The organism is Enterobacter sp. NFIX59 (assembly GCF_900113755.1).
Taxonomy (GTDB): domain Bacteria; phylum Pseudomonadota; class Gammaproteobacteria; order Enterobacterales; family Enterobacteriaceae; genus Enterobacter; species Enterobacter pseudoroggenkampii.
On the sequence record NZ_FOQN01000004.1, the window covers coordinates 403,020 to 424,166 of the forward strand.

At 58.1% G+C, this 21,147-nt stretch carries 18 protein-coding genes; 9 read left to right on the plus strand and 9 right to left on the minus strand.

Annotated features, from left to right (window positions below; all coding sequences use genetic code 11):
* The first annotated feature begins 93 nt into the window (after positions 1-93).
* On the plus strand, positions 94-813 hold the full coding sequence (fadR, locus tag BM007_RS16410) for a fatty acid metabolism transcriptional regulator FadR (protein WP_024909809.1): 720 nt from the start codon (positions 94-96) through the stop codon (positions 811-813).
* Between the two features lie 117 nt (positions 814-930).
* On the opposite strand, the gene BM007_RS16415 is transcribed toward fadR, so the two are convergent.
* Positions 931-2,463, minus strand: a complete 1,533-nt coding sequence (locus tag BM007_RS16415; protein WP_024909810.1) for a SpoVR family protein — start codon at positions 2,461-2,463, stop codon at positions 931-933.
* Positions 2,464-2,784: 321 nt separating this feature from the next.
* Here BM007_RS16415 and BM007_RS16420 point away from each other — a divergent pair, with 321 nt between their 5' ends.
* Positions 2,785-4,083 carry a D-amino acid dehydrogenase gene (locus tag BM007_RS16420; RefSeq protein ID WP_032647721.1) on the plus strand — a complete coding sequence of 433 codons (1,299 nt, stop codon included), beginning with the start codon at positions 2,785-2,787 and terminating at the stop codon, positions 4,081-4,083.
* A gap of 9 nt (positions 4,084-4,092) precedes the next feature.
* On the plus strand, positions 4,093-5,163 hold the full coding sequence (gene dadX, locus BM007_RS16425; RefSeq protein ID WP_032647719.1) for a catabolic alanine racemase DadX: 1,071 nt from the start codon (positions 4,093-4,095) through the stop codon (positions 5,161-5,163).
* 97 nt (positions 5,164-5,260) lie between these two features.
* Here the strand turns inward: dadX and BM007_RS16430 are convergent, their stop codons facing one another.
* Positions 5,261-6,994 (minus strand): potassium/proton antiporter, encoded by a 1,734-nt coding sequence (locus BM007_RS16430; protein ID WP_090419826.1) that lies wholly within the window; start codon positions 6,992-6,994, stop codon positions 5,261-5,263.
* Between the two features lie 97 nt (positions 6,995-7,091).
* Positions 7,092-8,006, minus strand: a complete 915-nt coding sequence (gene ldcA, locus BM007_RS16435) for a muramoyltetrapeptide carboxypeptidase (RefSeq protein ID WP_090419829.1) — start codon at positions 8,004-8,006, stop codon at positions 7,092-7,094.
* 107 nt (positions 8,007-8,113) lie between these two features.
* Here ldcA and emtA point away from each other — a divergent pair, with 107 nt between their 5' ends.
* Positions 8,114-8,725, plus strand: a complete 612-nt coding sequence (gene emtA, locus BM007_RS16440) for a membrane-bound lytic murein transglycosylase EmtA (RefSeq protein WP_024909815.1) — start codon at positions 8,114-8,116, stop codon at positions 8,723-8,725.
* A 37-nt stretch (positions 8,726-8,762) separates the two neighbouring features.
* Here emtA and BM007_RS16445 read toward each other — a convergent pair whose 3' ends face one another.
* Positions 8,763-9,494, minus strand: coding sequence for a flagellar brake protein YcgR (locus BM007_RS16445; protein ID WP_024909816.1), 732 nt, complete (start codon positions 9,492-9,494; stop codon positions 8,763-8,765).
* Positions 9,495-9,702: 208 nt separating this feature from the next.
* On the opposite strand from BM007_RS16445, the gene BM007_RS16450 reads away from it, so the two are divergent.
* Entirely contained in the window at positions 9,703-9,957 is a 255-nt protein-coding gene (locus tag BM007_RS16450; protein ID WP_008502662.1) for a GlsB/YeaQ/YmgE family stress response membrane protein, read from the plus strand.
* A gap of 112 nt (positions 9,958-10,069) precedes the next feature.
* Positions 10,070-12,172 carry a TonB-dependent siderophore receptor gene (locus tag BM007_RS16455; RefSeq protein WP_090419832.1) on the plus strand — a complete coding sequence of 701 codons (2,103 nt, stop codon included), beginning with the start codon at positions 10,070-10,072 and terminating at the stop codon, positions 12,170-12,172.
* Positions 12,173-12,236: 64 nt separating this feature from the next.
* Here the strand turns inward: BM007_RS16455 and BM007_RS16460 are convergent, their stop codons facing one another.
* Complete coding sequence (locus BM007_RS16460; RefSeq protein ID WP_090419835.1) at positions 12,237-13,922, minus strand: alpha,alpha-trehalase; 1,686 nt, start codon at positions 13,920-13,922, stop codon at positions 12,237-12,239.
* Between the two features lie 102 nt (positions 13,923-14,024).
* Positions 14,025-14,981 (minus strand): AraC family transcriptional regulator, encoded by a 957-nt coding sequence (locus BM007_RS16465; RefSeq protein ID WP_024909819.1) that lies wholly within the window; start codon positions 14,979-14,981, stop codon positions 14,025-14,027.
* Between the two features lie 115 nt (positions 14,982-15,096).
* Between BM007_RS16465 and BM007_RS16470 the strand changes: the two genes are divergently transcribed.
* Entirely contained in the window at positions 15,097-16,284 is a 1,188-nt protein-coding gene (locus BM007_RS16470) for an MFS transporter (RefSeq protein WP_090419838.1), read from the plus strand.
* A 40-nt stretch (positions 16,285-16,324) separates the two neighbouring features.
* Here BM007_RS16470 and gap read toward each other — a convergent pair whose 3' ends face one another.
* Both gap and BM007_RS16480 read right to left on the minus strand, forming a co-directional pair.
* Positions 16,325-17,335: a type I glyceraldehyde-3-phosphate dehydrogenase gene (gene gap / locus BM007_RS16475; RefSeq protein ID WP_090419840.1), complete on the minus strand. Its 1,011-nt coding sequence runs from the start codon at positions 17,333-17,335 to the stop codon at positions 16,325-16,327.
* A gap of 78 nt (positions 17,336-17,413) precedes the next feature.
* On the minus strand, positions 17,414-18,394 hold the full coding sequence (locus tag BM007_RS16480; protein ID WP_090419845.1) for a GlxA family transcriptional regulator: 981 nt from the start codon (positions 18,392-18,394) through the stop codon (positions 17,414-17,416).
* Between the two features lie 149 nt (positions 18,395-18,543).
* Here BM007_RS16480 and BM007_RS16485 point away from each other — a divergent pair, with 149 nt between their 5' ends.
* Entirely contained in the window at positions 18,544-19,515 is a 972-nt protein-coding gene (locus tag BM007_RS16485; protein ID WP_090419848.1) for a fatty acid desaturase, read from the plus strand.
* Complete coding sequence (locus BM007_RS16490) at positions 19,508-20,266, plus strand: phosphate/phosphite/phosphonate ABC transporter substrate-binding protein (protein WP_090419850.1); 759 nt, start codon at positions 19,508-19,510, stop codon at positions 20,264-20,266. The genes BM007_RS16485 and BM007_RS16490 overlap by 8 nt, the downstream gene beginning before the upstream one ends.
* On the opposite strand, the gene BM007_RS16495 is transcribed toward BM007_RS16490, so the two are convergent.
* Positions 20,245-21,141, minus strand: a complete 897-nt coding sequence (locus tag BM007_RS16495; protein ID WP_090419853.1) for a LysR family transcriptional regulator — start codon at positions 21,139-21,141, stop codon at positions 20,245-20,247. The genes BM007_RS16490 and BM007_RS16495 overlap by 22 nt on opposite strands.
* Positions 21,142-21,147 lie beyond the last annotated feature (6 nt).

The window sequence follows — 21,147 nt, forward strand, 5'->3', positions numbered from 1 at the left end:
TCCCTCTTTTCTCTCTTTGCCGTGCTACCTGCCACTGGCTGCCTCTGGTATGATGAGTCCAATTTGCTAAAGCTGTGTAATGGAAATCTCACTATGGTCATTAAGGCGCAGAGCCCGGCGGGTTTCGCGGAAGAGTACATCATTGAAAGCATCTGGAATAATCGTTTCCCTGCGGGGTCCATTCTTCCGGCTGAACGCGAACTCTCTGAACTGATTGGCGTCACTCGCACCACGCTGCGTGAAGTGCTCCAGCGGCTGGCGCGCGATGGCTGGTTGACTATCCAGCACGGCAAGCCGACGAAAGTAAACAACTTCTGGGAAACGTCCGGGCTGAACATTCTTGAAACGCTGGCGCGTCTCGACCATGAAAGCGTGCCGCAGCTCATTGATAATCTGCTATCCGTTCGCACCAACATCGCGACGATCTTTATTCGTACCGCTTTCCGTCAGCATCCGGAAGACGCCCTTGCGGTGCTGGCCACAGCGAACGAGGTGGAAGATCACGCCGATGCTTTTGCCACCCTCGATTACAACGTGTTTCGCGGCCTGGCGTTTGCCTCCGGCAACCCGGTGTATGGCCTGATCCTCAACGGTATGAAAGGGCTTTATACCCGCATCGGCCGCCACTACTTTGCCAATCCGGAAGCGCGTAGCCTGGCGCTGGGCTTCTACCATAAGCTGAGCAAGCTCTGTACCGAAGGCCTGCACGATCAGGTTTATGAGACGGTGCGCCGCTACGGTCATGATTCCGGTGAAATCTGGCACCGCATGCAGAAAACGTTGCCGGGCGATTTGGCGATTCAGAGCCGCTGAAATAAAAAACCTCTCGTATGAGAGGTTTTTTTTTCGTCGGGTGGCGGCTACGCCTTACCCGACCTGCGGGTCTTGTAGGCCCGGTAAGCGTAGCGCCACCGGGCAAAAAAGGCTGCACTACAGCGTATTCAACCGCGCCGGGCAGCGTTCCAGCAGCTCGACGCTCCCGTCTTCATTCTGTTGCTCCAGCTGCACGTCAAAGCCCCACAGGCGATGCACATGCTTCAGCACCTCTTTGCGCCCTTTATCCAGCGGCGCGCGATTGTGCGGGATATAGCGCAGCGTCAGGGAGCGGTCACCGCGCAAATCGACGTTCCACACCTGAATATTCGGCTCAAGGTTGCTCAGGTTGTACTGGGAAGAGAGGCGAGAGCGGATCTCACGGTAACCCTCCTCGTTGTGGATTGCGGAGATCTCCAGATAGTTGTTGCGGTCGTCGTCCAGCACGGTGAAGAAGCGGAAGTCACGCATGATCTTCGGCGACATAAACTGGCTGATGAAGCTCTCATCCTTGAAGTCGCGCATCGCAAAGTGCAGCGTTTCCAGCCAGTCAGAGCCGGCGATATCCGGGAACCAGTACTTGTCTTCTTCCGTTGGCGACTGGCAGATACGCTTAATGTCCTGGAACATGGCAAAGCCAAGCGCATACGGGTTAATGCCGCTGTACCACGGGCTGTTGTAGGGCGGCTGGAACACCACGTTGGTATGGCTGTGGAGGAATTCCATCATGAACCGCTCGGTAACTTTACCCTCGTCATACAGGTGGTTGAGGATGGTATAGTGCCAGAAGGTCGCCCAGCCTTCGTTCATCACCTGCGTCTGCTTTTGCGGATAGAAATATTGGCTCACCTTGCGCACGATGCGCAGGATCTCACGCTGCCACGGCTCCAGCAGCGGGGCGTTCTTCTCCATAAAATAGAGCAGGTTTTCCTGTGGCTCGGACGGATAACGACGCGCTTCGGCGACCGCTTTTTCTTCCTCACGTTTCGGCAGGGTACGCCACAGCATGTTCACCTGGCTCTGCAGATACTCTTCGCGGCTTTTCTGCCGGGCTTTCTCCTCCTGCAGTGAGATTTTCTGCGGGCGTTTGTAGCGGTCCACGCCGTAGTTCATCAGCGCGTGGCAGGAGTCGAGCAGTTTTTCCACTTCGTCCACGCCGTAGCGCTCTTCGCAGTCGGTAATATATTTACGGGCGAAGATCAGGTAATCGACGATGGAGCTGGCATCCGTCCAGCTGCGGAACAGGTAGTTATTCTTGAAAAAGGAGTTGTGCCCGTAGCAGGCGTGCGCCATCACCAGCGCCTGCATGGTAATGGTGTTCTCTTCCATTAAATAGGCGATACACGGATTGGAGTTAATGACAATCTCATACGCCAGCCCCTGCTGGCCGTGCTTATACAGCCGCTCCGTTTCAATAAATTTTTTACCAAACGACCAGTGTGGATAGTTAATCGGCATCCCGACGCTGGAGTAGGCGTCCATCATCTGTTCGGACGTAATGACTTCAATCTGATGGGGATAGGTATCCAGACGATACAGTTTTGCGACCCGGTCGATTTCGGCGAGGTAAACATCCAGCAGCTCGAAGGTCCAGTCGGGTCCATCGCTCAGACGTGTGTTGTCCTTGTTCAGGGAATCAATAGTAGCCATTAGCGCGCCCTCGTTGTGGGTGCTCTCTCTGTCTGGAGAGCCTCCTTTCAAGCATAGATCAACGTGTTAAAAAGCGTGCTGGGGCAGAAATTTTTTCTTTGCGATTTCGCGTTTTTGATGCGGCAAAAAAACGGTATGTCTCAGCATATTATGCTGGTTAAAAATAGCGCGCAGCAGGAGATCCCAAATTAGCGCTATCCCCTGATGCTGGGGGATGTGTGAGGTAAGTCACCATAAAAAAGTCATATGTTGAATAATATTTTCAACTAGGTTATCAATCTGTAATTAGAAGATTGTTCTTTTGCACATAATGGAGTGGCTATGCGTGTTGTCATACTGGGAAGTGGTGTCGTTGGGGTAACCAGCGCCTGGTATTTAAGTCAGGCGGGACATGACGTAACCGTTATCGATCGTGAATCCGGTCCGGCGCTCGAAACCAGCGCGGCGAACGCCGGGCAAATCTCTCCCGGCTATGCCGCTCCGTGGGCTGCGCCGGGCGTTCCGCTGAAAGCGATTAAATGGATGTTCCAGCGCCACGCGCCGCTGGCCATCAGCCTTGACGGCACGCAGTTCCAGCTGAAGTGGATGTGGCAGATGCTGCGCAACTGCGACACCCGCCACTACATGGAGAACAAAGGGCGCATGGTGCGCCTGGCGGAATACAGCCGCGACTGCCTGAAAGCGCTGCGCGCGTCGACGGGGATTGAGTACGAAGGCCGTCAGGGCGGAACGCTGCAGCTGTTCCGCACCGAGCAACAGTACGAAAATGCCACCCGCGATATCGCCGTGCTGGAAGATGCCGGCGTACCGTACCAGTTGCTGGAAGCCAGCCAGCTTGGCCAGGTTGAACCGGCGCTGGCGGAAGTGGCGCATAAGCTGACGGGCGGCCTGCGCCTGCCGAATGACGAAACCGGCGACTGCCAGCTCTTTACGCAACGTCTGGCGCAAATGTGCGAGCAGGCAGGGGTGAAGTTCCGCTTTAACACCTCTGTCGACAAGCTGCTGTCGGAAGGGGAAAAAATTTACGGCGTGAAGTGCGGCGACGAGGTGATCAAAGCCGATGCCTACGTGATGGCGTTTGGTTCGTACTCCACCGCCATGCTGAAAGGTATTCTCGACATTCCGGTCTACCCACTCAAGGGCTACTCGCTGACCATTCCGGTGAAAGAAGAGAGCGGCGCTCCGGTATCGACCATTCTGGATGAAACCTACAAAATAGCCATTACCCGCTTCGATAACCGCATTCGCGTAGGCGGCATGGCGGAGATTGTCGGCTTCAACACCGAACTGCTACAGCCGCGTCGTGAAACGCTGGAGATGGTGGTGGGCGATCTCTTCCCGCGCGGTGGCTTTGTGGAGCAGGCGACGTTCTGGACCGGCCTGCGTCCGATGACCCCGGACGGCACGCCGATCGTGGGCCGCACGCCGTTTAAAAACCTGTGGACCAATACCGGCCACGGCACGCTTGGCTGGACGATGGCCTGCGGATCGGGCCAACTGCTGAGCGACCTGATTTCCGGGCGCACGCCGGCAATTCCGTTTGACGATTTAAGCGCCGCACGCTATCAATCGGGGTTTACGCCTTCGCGTCCACAGCATCTGCACGGCGCGCATAACTAAGGAGTTGTCATGTCCCGTCCTGTTCTGGCCCAGCTGAACCTGCAGGCCCTGAAGGATAATCTGCAAATTGTTCGTCGGGCGGCACCTGGTTCGCGCGTCTGGTCGGTGGTGAAAGCGAATGCCTACGGCCACGGTATCGATCGTATCTGGAGCGCCCTGAGCGCCACCGATGGTTTTGCGTTACTTAATCTGGAAGAGGCCATTCTGCTGCGCGAGCGCGGCTGGAAAGGGCCGATACTGCTGCTGGAGGGCTTCTTCCACGCCGACGATCTGCCGCTGCTGGATAAGTATCGGCTGACCACCAGCGTGCACAGCAACTGGCAGATTAAGGCGATTCAGGATGCGAAGCTCCATGCTCCGCTGGATATCTATCTCAAGGTGAACAGCGGTATGAACCGCCTGGGCTTCCAGCCTGAGCGGGTGCATACGGTCTGGCAGCAGCTGCGCGCGCTGAAGAACGTAGGTGAAATGACGCTGATGGCGCATTTTGCCGACGCGGAAAGACCGGACGGCATTGCCGATGCCATGGTCCGCATTGAGCAGGCGGCAGAAGGGCTGGACTGCCCGCGCTCGCTGTCGAACTCGGCGGCCACGCTGTGGCATCCCGAGGCGCACTATAACTGGGTGCGTCCGGGGATCGTTCTGTACGGTGCGTCTCCCTCAGGCCAGTGGCAGGATATCGCCAACAGCGGCCTGAAGCCGGTCATGACTCTGCGCAGCGAAATCATTGGTGTGCAAACCCTGAAGGCCGGCGACACGGTGGGCTACGGCAGCCGCTACCGGGCAAAGGGCGAGCAGCGGATTGGCATCGTGGCGGGCGGCTATGCCGACGGCTACCCGCGCATCGCGCCGACCGGTACGCCTGTGTGGGTCGATGGGGTTCGCACGGGAACGGTGGGCACCGTATCAATGGATATGCTGGCCGTTGACCTGACGCCCTGCCCGCAGGCGGGCATCGGTTCACCGGTCGAGCTGTGGGGTAACGAAATTAAGATTGATGACGTTGCTGCCGCGGCGGGCACGGTGGGGTACGAATTGATGTGCGCGCTGGCGCCGAGAGTGCCAGTTGTGACGGTGTAACGAATGTTTGCGTCGGGTGGCGCTAACGCTTACCCGACCTACGTTCGAGGGTTTTGTAGGCCGGGTAAGGCGAAGCCGCCACCCGGCAAAAAAACCGCTACTCCGCTTCCTCTTCCATCGGCCTCAAACCGACTTTCCGCACCGCGTTATCTTCTTTTTCGGCAACGGTCCAGATCATCCCGGCAAACTCCACCTGGTCTCCCACGACCGGGGCAGCGCCAAGCCGCTGCTGGATGATTTCGCCCAGCGTTTGCTGGTTATCTCCGTCTTCAGCACCTTCATCCAGCCCGTAAATCAGCGCCACATCCGCAAACTTAGCGCTAGCTTCGAGAATAAAATCGCCGAAGAAACGCTGATCCAGCGCCACCGGAGGCGACTGGCTGAACAGTTTGCCCAGCGCGGGCAGGTCGCGCTCGCGGCCAATCACGCAGAGAATATCCCCTTCGCGCAGGCGGGTGCTGCCGGTAGGGTGCAGCAGAACGTTGTCGCGGAACAGAGCGGCAATGCGCGTTTCGGCCGGCATATGCAAATCGCGCAGCGAAGCCCCCACGCACCATTTGTCGGCGCTCAGCTGATAGACGAACTGTTCCCACGGGTTCTCCGGATGAATGTCGAGCCCCACGCGGGAGACCGGCCAGCCCACGGGAGGGACCACCACTTTGGCTTTTTTAGCCGCCCACCCGAGCGAGGTTCCCTGGAACAGCAGCGAAATCAGTACCACGAAGAACGCCACGTTAAAGAACAGCCGCGCGTTATCCAGACCGGCCATCATCGGGAACACCGCAAGGATAATCGGCACCGCGCCGCGCAGGCCCACCCAGCTGATGAAGATCCGCTCGCGCAGGTTGAAGCCACGAAACGGCAATAAGCCTGCAAATACCGACAGCGGACGGGCAAAGAAGATCATCCATGCAGAGAGCAGCAGCGCCGGAACGGCGATCGGCAGCAGGTCCGATGGCGTAACCAGAAGACCCAGCACCAGAAACATGCCGATCTGCGCCAGCCAGGCCAGACCGTCGAAGTTCTGCAAAATGGCATGCCGGTTACGAATAGGGCGGTTGCCCATCAGGAACCCGCAGAGGTAGACGGCGAGAATGCCGCTGCCGTCCACTGCGGTAGTGACGGCAAAAATGAGAATGCCGCCGCTCAGCGCCAGCAGCGGGTAAAGCCCCAGAGGAAGCGATATACGGTTGATCGTCTGCTGGAGCAGATATCCCCCTGCCAGGCCGATGACAATCCCCAGGCCAAACTGCTGCAGAATATGTAACGCAAACGTCCAGCTCAGCCCGCTTTCGTGCTGCTGAATCATCTCGATAAGCGTAATGGTGAGAAACACCGCCATCGGATCGTTACTGCCGGATTCAATCTCAAGCGTTGAACCCACGCGTTCGTTAAGCCCTTTTCCGCCAAGCAGGGAAAATACCGCTGCCGCATCGGTTGAGCCAACAATCGCGCCAATCAGCAAACCTTCCATGATATTGAGATGGAAAAGCCACGCGGCCATCATTCCGGTGAGGCCGGAGGTAATCAGCACGCCGACCGTGGCGAGCGACAGCGCGGGCCCTAAGGCCACGCGGAAGGAGCTCGCCTGGGTGCGCATCCCGCCGTCCAGCAGGATCACCGCCAGCGCGAGGTTACTCACCATGTAGGCGAAAGGGTAGTTATCGAAAGGGATACCGCCAATGCCATCAATGCCGGCCAGCATGCCGATGGCGAGGAAAATGACAAGAATAGGTATGCCGAGACGCGATGAAAATGAACTTAATAAAATACTGCTGGTTACAAGGACCGAACCCAAAATGAAAAGGCTGATTATCGCTGCGGCATCCAATGTTCTCTTACTCCCACCTCAATGTTAACGCTGTTACTAAAACCCTAACATATTAACGACGGCAACAGCGTTTTATTAAGGGGGTATAACGGCTTTTTTATGCCTTTATGACAGGATGGCCGCTGATGGTCAGCCGACTGCCGGAATCATTGTGGATCAGCGAGGCGTGTGCCCCCAGTGCCAGGGTCACGGTGCGCTGCTCATGGCCGAAATCCAGACCGGTGATGACCGGAATATCCAGCCGCGAGCGAATGAACTCAACCATGGTCTCCAGGGAGTAACCCGCGTCATAGTCATTCGGCGCAGAACCGCTGAAGCTGCCCAGCACAATCGCGGACTGGCGTTCAAGAATACCGGCATGATAGAGCTGCAACAGCATGCGCTCGACGCGGAACGGATGTTCGTTGATATCTTCCAGCACCAGAATGCCGTCCTCGATGTGCGGCATCCACGGCGTGCCGATAAGCGAAACCAGCATCGCCAGGTTGCCGCCCCAGAGCTGACCTTCGCATTCCCAGTGCGGTCCATTGCCTTGCCACTCCACGCTGTAGGTGGGATTGCGCAGCGCGCGCCAGAAGTGTTCCATGGTAAACGCATTCAGCTCCGGGGCGCCGAAGTTACCGGCCAGCATCGGGCCGCTGAAGGTGGTAACGTTATGTAGCGCCAGCAGCCCAAGCTGGATGACGGTGAAATCGCTGTGGCCGCATATAAGTAGCGGATCATGCTGCTGGCGCTGCGCCAGACCCTGCCAGTCAATGCTCTCCAGCAGCCGGCTCGCGCCATATCCGCCGCGCACCGCCAGCACAATCCGGTTGTCACCCTTCAGGTTCACCAGGCTGTTGATATCATTCAGCCGCTGCGCTTCTGTACCGGCAAAACGCTGCTGGCGGCGGGGGATAATCGTCTGATTTTCTACCTGATGACCCGATTCCAGCAAACGCTGAACGCCCCGCTGCGCCGCGTCCTGGTTAATGCAGTAGCCCGACGGCGCGATGAGATGAAACTGAGACATGGCAATTCCTTGCTGAATGAGAAACTAATTGTCTATATCATGCCGCGTATACGACGCCTGCTTCAAGAGGCGGCGCACCGCGATGACCGGCTATAAGGATAGATGACGTGAAATTGAGATGGTTTGCTTTTTTGATTGTGTTGCTTGCTGGCTGTAGTTCAAAACATGATTATCAAAACCCACCCTGGAACCCGGAGGTGCCGGTTAAACGGGCCATGCAGTGGATGCCGATCAGTGAACAAGCCGGGAAGGCCTGGGGCGTCAGTCCGCGTCTTATCACGGCGATCATTGCGGTGGAGTCCGGCGGTAACCCTACGCTTGTCAGCAAATCCAACGCGGTGGGGCTGATGCAGCTTAAAGCGTCAACGGCGGGGAAAGAAGTTTACCGCTATATGGGCTGGAGCGGTCAGCCGTCAACCAGCGAGCTGAAGAACCCGGAACGTAACATTTCAATGGGCACGGCCTATCTGAGCATCATGGAGCACGGCGTGCTGAAGGGTATTAAGGATCCGGAGGTGATGCAGTACGCGCTGGTGGTCTCTTACGTTAACGGTGCCGGCGCGTTGCTCAGAACCTTCTCCTCTGACCGCAAAGAGGCGATAGAAGAAATTAACGGCATGGACAAAGACGAATTCTTTGAGCATGTAGCGAAAAATCACCCGGCACCACAGGCGCCTCGTTATATCTGGAAAGTACAGAAAGCGATGGATGCCATGTAATGCCGCAGACGGGCGGCGGTCACGCTGCCCGATTTTCTTACAGAACTTTATTTGCGCGTTCCCGCGCCTCCCGCTCCAGCGAATAGATGATGCGCTGAAGCTCACGCTCTGCACCGGGCCCGACGTTCAGGAAGCGGAAGCTCAGACGCGGCGTGGTGATGGTTTCATTTTTGCTGTCCACGACGGTACGGTCGCTGATGGCAATCAGCTGTGCATCGAAATAAAAGCGACCCCAGCCCCCCATATCCAGTTCAATTTGCGTAAACCGCATGCCTTCTACCAGTCCGTCGGGTTTCGGCGTATCCATCAGCGCACCCATGCCGCCCAGTGACAGATCGAAGAGGCGGAAGCGGATCTCTTTTTTATCCGGCATTTTGGCCTTACAAAAATAGGCGGGGTGAAGCGGAGCGCTAATGCGGAAATATTCACGACGCTGAACAAACCAGAGATTGGTGGGAAGTGGGGTAGCAAAAGCAGGGAGTCCCTGGTACTCGCTCAGTTCCAGTCGCGACAGGACAAACTCCACTTTGGCGCCCTGCGTTTCGGCCATCACCGCGATATTCTCCGCCTTCAGCGCCGCGCGGTTTTCATACTCCTGACTGCCTAAATCAATCACCAGCCGCTCCTGCGAGGCGTCAAGGATCTTGCTGATGAACTGATTATTCGACCAGCTGATGCGCAGCGGCACTTCACCTTTTTGCAGGTCGCGTAATACCCCTAATACAGCCAGCGGATTTTGCTTGAGGAACTGCTCACTGTAATGACTCACGCCGGATGGCTCCTTGATTGATGACAGACTGTCTTAGCGTTATCGGCAATCTGCAATGAAACTTAATACAAACCGGTGAGTTTTTTTTGCCTGTTTACGTAAAGATAAGTCGGTGAGATGAAAATGGTTTTCCGGCGATGACCTATACTTAAGTTAGCTGTGCAGAAGGTTTTCTGCGCACGCGTTAAACCTGCAAGAGGGCATCGCTATGGGTATCATCGCCTGGATTATCTTTGGTCTTATTGCTGGCGCTATCGCGAAATTGATCATGCCGGGAAACGATGGCGGCGGCTTTATTTTGACCTGCGTACTCGGGGTCGTTGGTGCGGTTGTGGGCGGCTGGCTGGCGACGATGTTTGGCTTCGGAGGCAACATAAGTGGTTTTGACCTGCACAGTTTTCTGGTCGCTGTCGTGGGCGCCATTGTGGTGCTGGGCATATTCAGGTTACTGCGACGAGCATAACATGACGTAAACGGCTCTCTGCGGAGGGCCGTTTTTTTGCCTGCGTATTGATTTGTTAATCTAAATGATAATAATTGTCGTTCCGTATCGCATCTAACAACAAGACGACATTATGACTCCTTCACGTTTTACGCTATGCGCCCTGGCAGGCGCCGTCTCGCTCGCACTGCACGTTCCGGCATTCGCCGAAGAATCCACTATCGTCGTCACCGGCGCAGAGCAGGGCAGCGCGCTGCCGGCCTGGACGAACAGCGCCACGAAATCGGCCGTTGCTGAAAGTAAAACGCCGCAGGTCATCACGACCCTCTCTGCGCCGGAAATTGACAAGCGCCATGCGAATTCCGTGAATGAAATCCTGCGCTATGCGCCAGGGGTCTCAACCGAGGTGCGGGGGAATACCTCCTACATGAGCGAATATAAAATTCGTGGCTTTACCGTCGACCAGGAGTTCTACAACGGGCTGCAGCTGCCCTATAACGTCACCGGCAATACCAAAGCCCGCATCGATCCGCTGTTGATTGACAGCGTTGATATCCTGAAAGGCCCCTCATCGGTTCTCTACGGCGGCGGCTCGCCGGGCGGGCTGGTGAATATCCAGAGTAAAAAGCCACAGCGAGAAGCGCGAACCGAATTCGGATTTAACACCGGCAACCGCAATCTGAAAGAGGGGTATCTCGACTCAACCGGGCAGATCGCCGACAGCGACTGGAACTACCGTCTGCTGGGTAAAGCGACGGAAAATGACGATCAGCCGCACACCACCCGGTATGAAAACTACCTGGTTGCCCCGTCCGTCACCTGGCAACCCGACAGCAAAACCCGCCTGACTCTGGATGCGCTGGCGCAGAACTCCCCGAGCCTGACGCCGTCGAACCCGCTGCCGCTCGCCTACCTGCGCTCGAAATACGCGGGCAAGCGCGACTATGCCGGTGATGAGTGGAACGGATTTAAGCAGCGCCAGTGGATGCTGGGCTACAGCTTTGAACATGCGTTCGACAGCGGCTGGGGCTTTAACCAGAAGGCGCGCTATTTCGACGTCGATACGCATCAGCGCAGCGTCTATGCGACGGGCACGGGAAGCGAGGTCTATCAGCTTAACCGCTTTGCCTACACCACCGATGAAGATCTGCAGAGCTTCAACATCGATAACCAGGTGACTAAAACCGTGGCGCTGGGCGACTGGAAACACCATCTGCTGGCCGGGTTTGACTACCAGAAGCTGAACTCCCATTTCCACTACCGTTACGCGTCGACCACGCCGGGCATGGATATGCGTCATCCTGACTATTCGCAAATCAGTGAAAGCGCATTAGGGCTGTATACCGCCCAGAAAAACCGTCTGAGCTATCAGCAGAACGGCTACTACCTGCAGGATCAGGTGGAGTGGGGGGGCTTAAATCTGCTGGGTAGCCTGCGCTACGACGATTATCGCTCCGTGACCACCAATTATCTGCAAAACGGTGATAAGGACTGGGTCTCTCAGGATCGCGTCACCAAACGCCTGGGCGCGCTTTACGCCTTTGATAATGGTCTGTCACCGTTTATCAGCTATTCCGAAGGCTTTGCGCCGGTGTCGCCGAAGGGAACGCTTGCGGCGAAAGACGTCAAGCCGACCACCAGCAAGCAGGTGGAGGGCGGCGTGAAATATCTGCTGGCCGACTACGCCACCACCTTTACCGCTTCGGTGTTCAACATCCGTCAGAAAAATGTCGTCACCTCCGATCCGGGCTTCCTGAACTATCGTCAGACCGGGGAGGTGGAATCCAAAGGGGCTGAGCTGTCTGCCATCAGCCGCCCGACGGACAACCTGACGCTGATTGCTAACTATGCCTACACCCACGCGATCAACACGGAAGATGATAAGTACAAAGGGAAACGTCCAACGCAGGTGCCGGAGAATGCCTTCAATCTCTGGGGGGATTACACCTTTGAGAACACGCCGCTGAAAGGGCTGATGCTGGGGGCGGGGGCGCGCTATACCGGCCCGATGGAAATCTCACCGGCTAACGATGCGGGTAAGCTGGGCGGTACCACCCAGTACGATCTGGCGGCATCCTATCGGATGGGCGAAATCCTGCCTTCGCTGGCAGGGCTGACGCTTAAGGCCAGCGCGCAGAACATCACCAACAAAGAGACGCTGACCTGCTACGATGCGACCAACTGCTGGATTGGGCGCGACAGAACGTATCAGTTAGGGGCGAGTTACAGTTTCTAAGCAAAGCCCTGTGAGTTTAAAAAGTAGGCCGGGTAAGGCGTAGCCGCCACCCGGCAATACTCACTTACTGCGCCGTCGCCTTCACCGGCGCCACCTCATCATTCGCGGCAGGCCGATTCTCCGGCACGCTGTCGCACGGTTTCTCTTTCGGGCAGACCCGATCCAGCATCTTCAGCGTCACGCCGTTGCTCCAGCCGAAGCCGTCCTGCAGCGGATACTCGCCGCCGCCGCCGCCCGTACCGGTTGTCGACACGTCGTATTTCTCGACCAGTTTCTTTTCCCGGTCATAAGTATGCTGAACGTTTTTCAGGAAGCGCCAGGTCACATCCATCGAGACCTTCTCTTGCCCGTAATTCTGCAACCCTTCCGCCGCCACCCATTGCAGCGGGGCCCAGCCGTTTGGCGCATCCCACTGCTGACCGCTGTTGACGGTGGTGGTCGCTATTCCGCCCGGCTGTAGCAGACGTGAGGAGGTTGCCGCAGCGACTTTATCGGCACGATCCTGCGCCGCCGCCTTCACGTAAAGCGGGAACAGGGCTGCCGCCGTGAGCTGATTGCGTACCTTCTTGCTCTTCAGATCGTAATCCGCGTACCAGCCCTCTTTATCATTCCACAGGTGGCTCTCGATGGCTTTCTGACGCGCGGTGGCCAGCGCCTCGTATTTGCTTGCGCTGGCGGCGTCGCCACTCTCCTGGGCTGCCCGCGCCAGCAGTTTTTCCATTTTGAACATCAGGGCATTCAGGTCCACGGGGACAATGCTGGTGGTCCGGATGGTGCCGAGTTTTTGCGGATCGTCCATCCAGCGGGAGCTAAAGTCCCATCCCGAGGCCGCGGCGGAACGCAAATCACGGTAGATTTCGGTTGCCGGTCGGTTAGGGTTACTTTTGGCAGTATTTACATCGTCAAGCCAGGACTCCGGGCGCGGAGTGTCGCGGTCATCCCAGTAGCGGTTGAGGACAGCGCCGTCATCCAGCTTCACCACGCGCTTGTTGGCCTGACCCGGCTGAAGGGCGTCGACGCCGTCCATCCAGTAGGCATACTCTTTTTCCATCTGCGGACGATACTTCTTCAGCGCATCACTGTCGTGCGTTGCCAGCAGTTCCACCATCAGCGAGAAGAACGGCGGCTGGGATCGGCTCAGGTAATAGCTGCGGTTGCCGTTGGGAATGTGGCCGAAGGTGTCAATTTCATAGGCAAAGTTATCCACCATGTCGCTGATTTTGTCCCAATGATCGCTCTCTGCCAGGCCCAGCATGGTGAAATAGCTGTCCCAGTAGTAGACCTCGCGGAAACGTCCGCCGGGCACAACGTAAGGTTTGGGTAACGGCAGCAGGGAATCCCATTTGTTGCTGGCTTTATCCGTGGTGCGCGTCAGTACGGGCCAGAGATCGTCAATATGCTCACGTAGACTTTGTCCAGCAGGCGGAACATATTTTTCCCCTTCCGCAGGGAGCGTAAAGTTCATCTCGACAAAGTGGCGTAAGTCAAAGCTGGACTGCGTGCGCTGCATCCGATAGTCCGCCAGAATCATCAGCGGGTCGCTTTTGGGGACGGCATCCGCAAAGGTTTTCTGATCGGGAAACAGTTTGGCGCTCTGCACATCATTAAACAGCGGGCCCAGCAAAATATCGGGTGAGGCTGTCTGGGCTGCGGGGCTATCGTCGGCATAACCGAATGTCGTTACGCCGAGCAGCGCGCCGCCCAACGCAAGGGTCAAGAACGCGGGGCGTAGTGTACGAGGTCTTATCATCAGTTCGTCTCCTGTCTTCACTAAACAGCGTGACCGCTGTTGTCAATCACCTGAAAACCTTAGACGAATATTGCCCGCTTCGCGTTAAATATTGCTGGCCAGTCAGACCTCTTCCGGCGTCTGGCTGGCTTCCCGCAGCGTGCCCGGCGCATGTCCAATAATGCGCTTAAATGCCCGGCTAAATGCCGCCAGAGAGCCGTACCCCAGCCGCAGCGCGACGGTTTCTATCGGCTGATTTTCATGGCGAATGTACTGGATGGCCAGGCGCATCCTCAGCTCGCTGAGATATTTTGCCGGAGTGGTTCCCGTCGCGGCCAGAAACCGTTCGGCGAACACGGAGCGGGACGTGCCCGCTTCTTTTGCCAGATCCGCGACGCTCCAGTTCAGGCCCGGCTGCTGGTGCATGGCGTAAATGGCCCGGCTCAGGCGCGGGTCGCGCAAAACCTGCACCCAGCCGGTGGCTTTACCACAGCCGCCTTCAACCCAGCCGCGCACAATTAACGCCGCGACCACGTCGGCCAGTCGCGCAAGGATCCCGGCGAACCCGGCCTGACGCGCCACGGACTCCCGCTCCATCGCCGCCAGCAGCGGGTGGATCTCAGGCCAGGTGGACATCAGCCGGCTGACCATCATCACTTCCGGCATTGCCTTGATCAGCGGCTGCATTCCGCCCAGCTCAAAATCCATGCACCCGCTAAAGATGAGGGTGTTCTCGCTCTCCGGGCAGGGCTCGCAGGTGATGGCGCAGACCGAGCTGCAGATAGGCTCGCTCGGAAAGGCGTTGACAGGGGTAAGAGGGGCCTGCTCGTCAGAGAGCAGGGCATGGGAATTCCCGCCGGGAATAAAGAGGGCGTCGCCACCGCTCAGTTCGAACGTTGCTCCGCTCTCCATGCGCAGCAGGGCGCTACCGTGGCTCACAAAATGAAACTGCGCCCGGCCGGGAGCCTGATGAAACGCGACGCCAAATGGCGCACTGGCTTCAATGCGCCGGTATTTCACGCCTGACAGGCGCATGCCGCGTAAAAGTTCGCTGATCAAATCGGGTGACTGTACGGTCATGGCGCAACTCCGGACGAATAATCAATAAGTGGAGATTATATGTCATAGATCGTCCAGGGTGAACCTTCTATTCTTTTGCGACTGTAGTCACATTTTTATAACGGGAGATCAACAGATGAGTTCATGTGTCGCGGCGAGCGAGGCGGTAGCGCCTGCAAAACCCGCCTGGCGGGCCGTTTATTCACTGGGGCTGGGGGTGTTTGGTTTGATTACGGCAGAATTTCTGCCGGCCAGTTTGTTAACGCCAATGGCCGCGAGCCTGGGCGTGACCGAGGGGATGGCCGGACAGGCCGTCACCGCCACCGCGCTGGTGGCGCTGGTCACCGGGCTGCTGATCACCCCGGCAACCAAAAGTATTGACCGCCGCTGGGTGCTGATGTTTTTCTCGGTGCTGCAAATTATCTCCAGCCTGCTGGTGGCCTTTGCGCCCAACCTGCACGTCCTGCTGATGGGGCGCCTGCTGCTGGGGGTAGCCATCGGGGGATTCTGGGCGATGTCGACGGCCACGACGATGCGTCTGGTTCCGGCGGATAAAGTGCCGAAGGCGCTGGCGGTGATCTTCTCCAGCGTATCGATTGCCACGGTAGTCGCGGCGCCTCTGGGCAGCTATCTGGGCAGCCTGATCGGCTGGCGTAACGTGTTTATCCTCTGCATTCTGCCAAGCATGCTGGCGCTGCTGTGGCAGCTCTGGGTCCTGCCGTCCATGAAGCCGGAGAGCAGCGGCAGCCTGAGTACGCTGTTCCGCGTGCTGCGTCGTCCGGGGATGATCGGCGGCATGCTGGCGACCATTCTGATCTTCAGCGGCCATTTCGCCTTCTTTACCTATCTGCGTCCGTTCCTGGAAACGGTGGGGCGGGCGAGCGTGGAGACCATTTCACTGATCCTGCTGGGCTTTGGTATTGCCAACTTTGTGGGCACCTCCGTTGCCGGGCATCTGCTGGCACGCAATCTGCGCCTGACGCTGGCGCTGGTGCCGTTTGCGATGGGCGTACTCGCGCTCATGATGGTCGCCTTTGGTCATCTGGCCATGCTGGACGGGCTGCTGGTCGCGCTGTGGGGCTTTGCATTTGGCCTGGTTCCGGTGGGCTGGTCAACCTGGCTTGCCACCACTGTCCCGGATGAAGCCGAAAGTGCGGGGGGGCTGCTGGTGGCCTCAATCCAGCTGGCGATAAGCGCCGGTGCGGCCGGAGGCGGGGCAGTATTTGACCTCAACGGCGCCAGCGGCGTATTCGCGGGAAGCGGTTTCCTGCTGGTGATGGCGATGGTGATTGTGTTTATGGGTGTGAAAGTGAAAGCGGAATGATTTTTTGCCGGGTGAGCGTTAGCGCCACCCGGCCTCAGGCTTACAGCCCTTTCTTATCCATCAGCACCGCCAGATCCACCAGGCGGTTGGAGAAGCCCCACTCGTTGTCATACCACGCCAGGATCTTCACCATGTTCCCGCCGATGACCAGCGTGGAAAGCCCGTCGATAATCGACGATCGCGGGTCGCCCTGGTAATCGCTGGAGACCAGCGGCTCATCGCTATACCCCAGAATGCCTTTCAGGGGCCCGCTGGCGGCCGCGTTGCGGAACGCGTCATTCACCTCTTCGGCGGTCACGTTGCGGCTCAACGTCACGGTTAAATCCACAATCGACACCACCGGCACCGGCACGCGCAGGGAGTACCCGGTCAGCTTGCCGTCCAGGGAGGGGATGACTTTCCCCAGCGCTTTCGCCGCGCCGCTGGAGTAGGGCACAATCGACAGCGCCGCCGCGCGTGCGCCGCGCAGATCTTTCTCCGGCTGATCGTGCAGCGCCTGACTGTTGGTGTAGGCGTGCGTCGTGTTCATCAGGCCATGCTCAATCCCGAACTGCTGGTGCAGCACCTGCGCGGCCGGTGCCAGACCGTTGGTGGTGCAACTCCCGTTGCTTACCACCGCGTGCAGGGCGGGATCGTACTGGTCATGGTTAACGCCCATCACAATCGTCAGGTCGTCGTTCTTCCCGGGAGCGGAAATGATGACGCGCTTAGCGCCACCGTGGGTGATATGTACCGCCGCTTTCTCCCGCTCGGTAAAGAAGCCCGTGGCCTCAATCACCACGTCGGCGCCGACATCACGCCACGGGATATTCGCCGGCTCGCGTTCGCTAAACACCGTGATCCGCTGCCCGTCTACCTGCAGCGCGCCTTCTGCCGCTTCAACGGGCGCGGGCAGTTTGCCCAGAAGGGAATCATGTTTCAGCAGGTGGGCGAGGGTTTTACTGTCCGTCAGATCGTTAATGGCCACAATCTGCAGGTCCGGGTTACCCAGCGCCGCGCGCAGGAAATTACGTCCGATACGGCCGAAACCGTTAATACCGACCTTAACCATGGTGCACTCCTTATCTCTGTTGTCTGGAGTCACTCTAGGCGTCGGGTCGGTTGGCGTAAATGACAAAAAAGGATCATATTACGCCATCTTGCGGCAGTGGAATCGCTGGCGGTACTCGCCGGGGGTAAGGTGAAGCTGTTTCTCAAAGATGCGGCGCAAATTAATGCTGGTGCCAAACCCGCTTTGCTCAGCAACGCGCTCCAGGGAGTCATGGGTCTGCTCAAGCAGTTGGCGGGCGGCGGCCAGACGCGCTTCGGTCACGTAGCGGGCCGGAGAGACTCCGGCCTCGCGGGTAAACACGCGGGTGAAGTTACGCGGACTCATTGCCGCTTTCTCGGCCAGATTTTCCACGCACAGATCGGCGGTGAGGTTCTGCAGGATCCAGGTTTGCAGTTCGCTTATCGGGCCCGATGCGCCAGGCTGCTGCAGGCTGTAACGACTGAACTGCAGCTGGCCGCCGGGACGACGGAGATACATCACCATATCCTGCGCCACGTCGCGGGCGAGGGTAAATCCGTAGTCGTCCTCCACCAGCGCCAGGGTCAGATCGAACCCGGAGCTTACGCCGCCGGAGGTCCAGATGGGGCCGTCCTGAATATACAGCGGACCGCCTTCGACGTGGATAGCCGGATACTGGGTTTGCATCGTCTCCAGCAGCCGCCAGTGGGTGGTGGCGCGACGACCGTCCAGCAAGCCGGTCTGGGCCAGCAGCATCGCGCCGCCGCAGATAGAGGCTACCCGCCGGGCATGCGGTGCAGCGAGGTGCAGCCAGTCCACCACCGCCGTGCTCTCCAGCTCGTTCATGCCGCGTCCGGTGATGATAATGGTATCCAGCGGTTCACGCGGATCCAGCTCAGGCAGACGATAGTCCGCCAGCAGGTTCAGGCCGGACTGGCCGTGGATCACCTGGTGAGGCTGCGTGGTGGCGATGATAATCCGGTAGCGGGGCTGCGCAAGCCCTTCCGGATGCAGCCGGTTGGCCTGCATCAGAATGTCGGCGATACCGGCGGCTTCAAACAGCATGCCGCCGTCGGGAACGATAATCAGGATCTTCTTCATGTCCTGAAAAGTACCTTTATCACAGAATAAGTCAAGCAACGCGTGCGCTCTGTGTTTCTGGCAAAGCAAAGCGATTTAAGTTCTTTGTTATTTCAGGCGTTATCCCCGATCGTCAGGGCTCTGTCTCTGGCGAAACGGCGTCCGAAGGAATGAGTCAACGAAGCTCCCTCTATTTACATCCGCAACAACGCGAACAAATCCGCCATCTTGCATCGGGTTTTATATGGCGAAGCGAACTGCCCACCTGGCTGTTGATTATCACTGTTTATGCAGGCTGGTTTGGCACGCTGACGTTCTGGCAAACGCTCGGCCTGCTGCCCTCCACGCTGCTGCTCGTCTGGTTTAGCGCCTGGTACATGTCCCTGCAGCATGAGCTGATCCACGGACACCCCACGCGTTTTGCCTGGATTAACCAGCTGTTTGGCACGCTCCCGCTGGCGGTCTGGTATCCGTACGGCCTGTACCGGGACTCCCATCTGGCCCATCATCGGCACCATAGCCTGACCCATCCGGTGGATGACCCGGAGTCGTACTATTTTACCGACGAGAGTTGGGGGCGCTTTTCCCCCAGGCAGAAGCGCCTGATCCGGGCCCGAAATACCTTTGCCGGGCGGCTTCTGCTGGCGCCGCTGCTGGATATCGTCCAGACGCTGGGCAGCGCCGCGGCGGCGTTTCGTCATCTTCACCTGAGGGCGATGACGATGTGGCTGGTTCACATCACGCTGCTGGCGGTACTCTTCGTCTGGATGACGCATATCGGTTTTTCACCCGTCTGGTTCGTGCTTGCGGTCAGTTATCCCGCGCTCGCGCTGACCAAGGTGCGATCGTTTTTCGAACATCGTGCGGCGGACGATCCGCTGGCGCGCTCCGTCATTAACGAGGCCGGGCTGTTCTGGCGGGTGCTGTTTTTGAATCTCAACTACCATTCAGTACATCACGATCTGCCGGGCGTTCCCTGGTACGGGCTGAAGACGATCTACCAGCAAAACCGGGAGGCGTACCAGCGTCGAAACCACGGTTTTCTCGTCAGGGGCTACGGTGAATGGCTGCGCCGGTTCTGGTTCAGACCCGTCGACGTCACCGTTCACCCCGGAAAGCAACAGGGAGAAGGGTATGAGTAACCTGCTGGCGTTTCCCATGTATGCGGTGGATCGCGCCGACACGCTCGCGCTCTGGCTGGCGGTTAAGGGATTGCTGGCTGCACGCGGTGTGCCCGTCGATGATGTCCCCGACTGGCCGGAGTCCGGTCTGCTCACGCACTGGCAACAGCCCGGGCTTATCCTTAGCCAGACCTGCGGTTACCCGCTGGTCACGCAGCTCCCGGACGTGCAGGTGGTCGGCTGTTTTCACTACACGGCACCGGGCTGCGAAGGGATCCGGTACCGCAGCTTTCTGGTGGTGCGCGAGGAGGATCGGCACCTGACGCTGGCGGAGTTTCGCGGACGACGGGCGGTCTGTAACTCTGCGGATTCCCAGTCTGGCTATAATGCGCTGCGAAAAAAAGTGGCTCCCCTGTTGAGTGGCGGTCCATTTTTCGCGCAAACGTCCTTTAGCGGCAGCCATCGCCAGTCGCTGATTGATGTGAAACGCGGGGCAGGGGATATCGCGGCCATCGACTGCGTAACCTGGGCACTGCTGCAGCGCCATGAGCCGGAACGGCTTGCGGGGCTGGCGATCATTGACCATACCCCGCTGACGCCGGGACTGCCGCTGATCGCTTCGCATAACACCTCACCTGAAACGCTAAACGCCATTCGCGATGCGCTCCATGCGCTGGTCAGTTCACCGGAACATCGGGCGATTTGTGACGCGGTGCTGATCGGCGGTTTTAGCGTGGTGACGCGCGAGGCCTACGCCTCATTGTCCGCGTGATAAATCTCCTGCGCGTCGGTAAAACAGCGCAGCGCCAGCGAGGAGATAGGCTTTTGTCTGCGCATAATCAGGCCGACAGGGGCCTCAATGTTCGCGTCAGCGATGGGGACAATCCTGAAATGGCTGTTCAGTGCTTCCAGCCCGTTGTTCAGCGGCATGACGGCACAGCATACGCCGCTCTGAACCGCCTGAATGATCTGGAACGTCGAGTCGCTCTCGAAAACGGCCGTCGGTTCAATGCCGACAGACTTAAAGCCGGCTTCCATATGCGCCCGGTAGTGCATCCCTTTGGTCAGGAACCCCAGCGGAAAATCCGTCAGATCGCGCCAGGTCAATGTCTCCTGGCCGAGCTGGAAATGACGGACGTCGTGCAGCAGGCCCATCTTCGTTTTGGGAAGCTGGATAATATCGAACTGGCTGGTGTCAATGCTGTTGAGGTAGCAAATTCCCAGCTCAAGCTGATTGCGGCTGACGCCGTCGGCAATCTGCGCGGAGGACATAGAATAGAGGCTGTAGGTCAGCTCCGGGTATTTTTGCGTCAAATGGCGAATAAAAATCATCGGATCCACGCTCGCCAGCGGCACCATCCCCAGACGGAGTTCGCCCACCACCTGGCCTTTGCACAGCGCGGCTTCCGCCTGTAGCCCGTCATGCGCGGCCAGCAGCGAGCGGGCCCACGCGAGGATGCGTTCACCCTCCGGCGTAAACCCTTCAAAGCGCTGCCCGCGCACAATCAATACCAGCTCGAGCTCCTCCTCCAGGCGGCGGATGCGCATGGAGAGGGTCGGCTGGGTAATGTTGCACTGCGAGGCAGCCTTGCCAAAATGGCGGGTCTCGTCGAGCGCGATTAAATATTTTAACTGTTTAATATCCATCTTTTT

Bases quoted from the DNA above. Each gene is read 5' to 3' on its own strand.
- BM007_RS16450 (WP_008502662.1), top strand. From the start codon at position 9,703: ATGGGTATCATCGCCTGGATTATCTTTGGTCTTATTGCTGGCGCTATC.
- BM007_RS16470 (WP_090419838.1), top strand. From the start codon at position 15,097: ATGAGTTCATGTGTCGCGGCGAGCGAGGCGGTAGCGCCTGCAAAACCC.
- BM007_RS16455 (WP_090419832.1), top strand. From the start codon at position 10,070: ATGACTCCTTCACGTTTTACGCTATGCGCCCTGGCAGGCGCCGTCTCG.
- ldcA (WP_090419829.1), bottom strand. From the start codon at position 8,006: ATGTCTCAGTTTCATCTCATCGCGCCGTCGGGCTACTGCATTAACCAG.
- fadR (WP_024909809.1), top strand. From the start codon at position 94: ATGGTCATTAAGGCGCAGAGCCCGGCGGGTTTCGCGGAAGAGTACATC.
- gap (WP_090419840.1), bottom strand. From the start codon at position 17,335: ATGGTTAAGGTCGGTATTAACGGTTTCGGCCGTATCGGACGTAATTTC.
- BM007_RS16460 (WP_090419835.1), bottom strand. From the start codon at position 13,922: ATGATAAGACCTCGTACACTACGCCCCGCGTTCTTGACCCTTGCGTTG.
- BM007_RS16485 (WP_090419848.1), top strand. From the start codon at position 18,544: ATGAGTCAACGAAGCTCCCTCTATTTACATCCGCAACAACGCGAACAA.
- BM007_RS16465 (WP_024909819.1), bottom strand. From the start codon at position 14,981: ATGACCGTACAGTCACCCGATTTGATCAGCGAACTTTTACGCGGCATG.
- BM007_RS16495 (WP_090419853.1), bottom strand. From the start codon at position 21,141: ATGGATATTAAACAGTTAAAATATTTAATCGCGCTCGACGAGACCCGC.
- BM007_RS16415 (WP_024909810.1), bottom strand. From the start codon at position 2,463: ATGGCTACTATTGATTCCCTGAACAAGGACAACACACGTCTGAGCGAT.
- BM007_RS16420 (WP_032647721.1), top strand. From the start codon at position 2,785: ATGCGTGTTGTCATACTGGGAAGTGGTGTCGTTGGGGTAACCAGCGCC.
- BM007_RS16480 (WP_090419845.1), bottom strand. From the start codon at position 18,394: ATGAAGAAGATCCTGATTATCGTTCCCGACGGCGGCATGCTGTTTGAA.
- BM007_RS16490 (WP_090419850.1), top strand. From the start codon at position 19,508: ATGAGTAACCTGCTGGCGTTTCCCATGTATGCGGTGGATCGCGCCGAC.
- dadX (WP_032647719.1), top strand. From the start codon at position 4,093: ATGTCCCGTCCTGTTCTGGCCCAGCTGAACCTGCAGGCCCTGAAGGAT.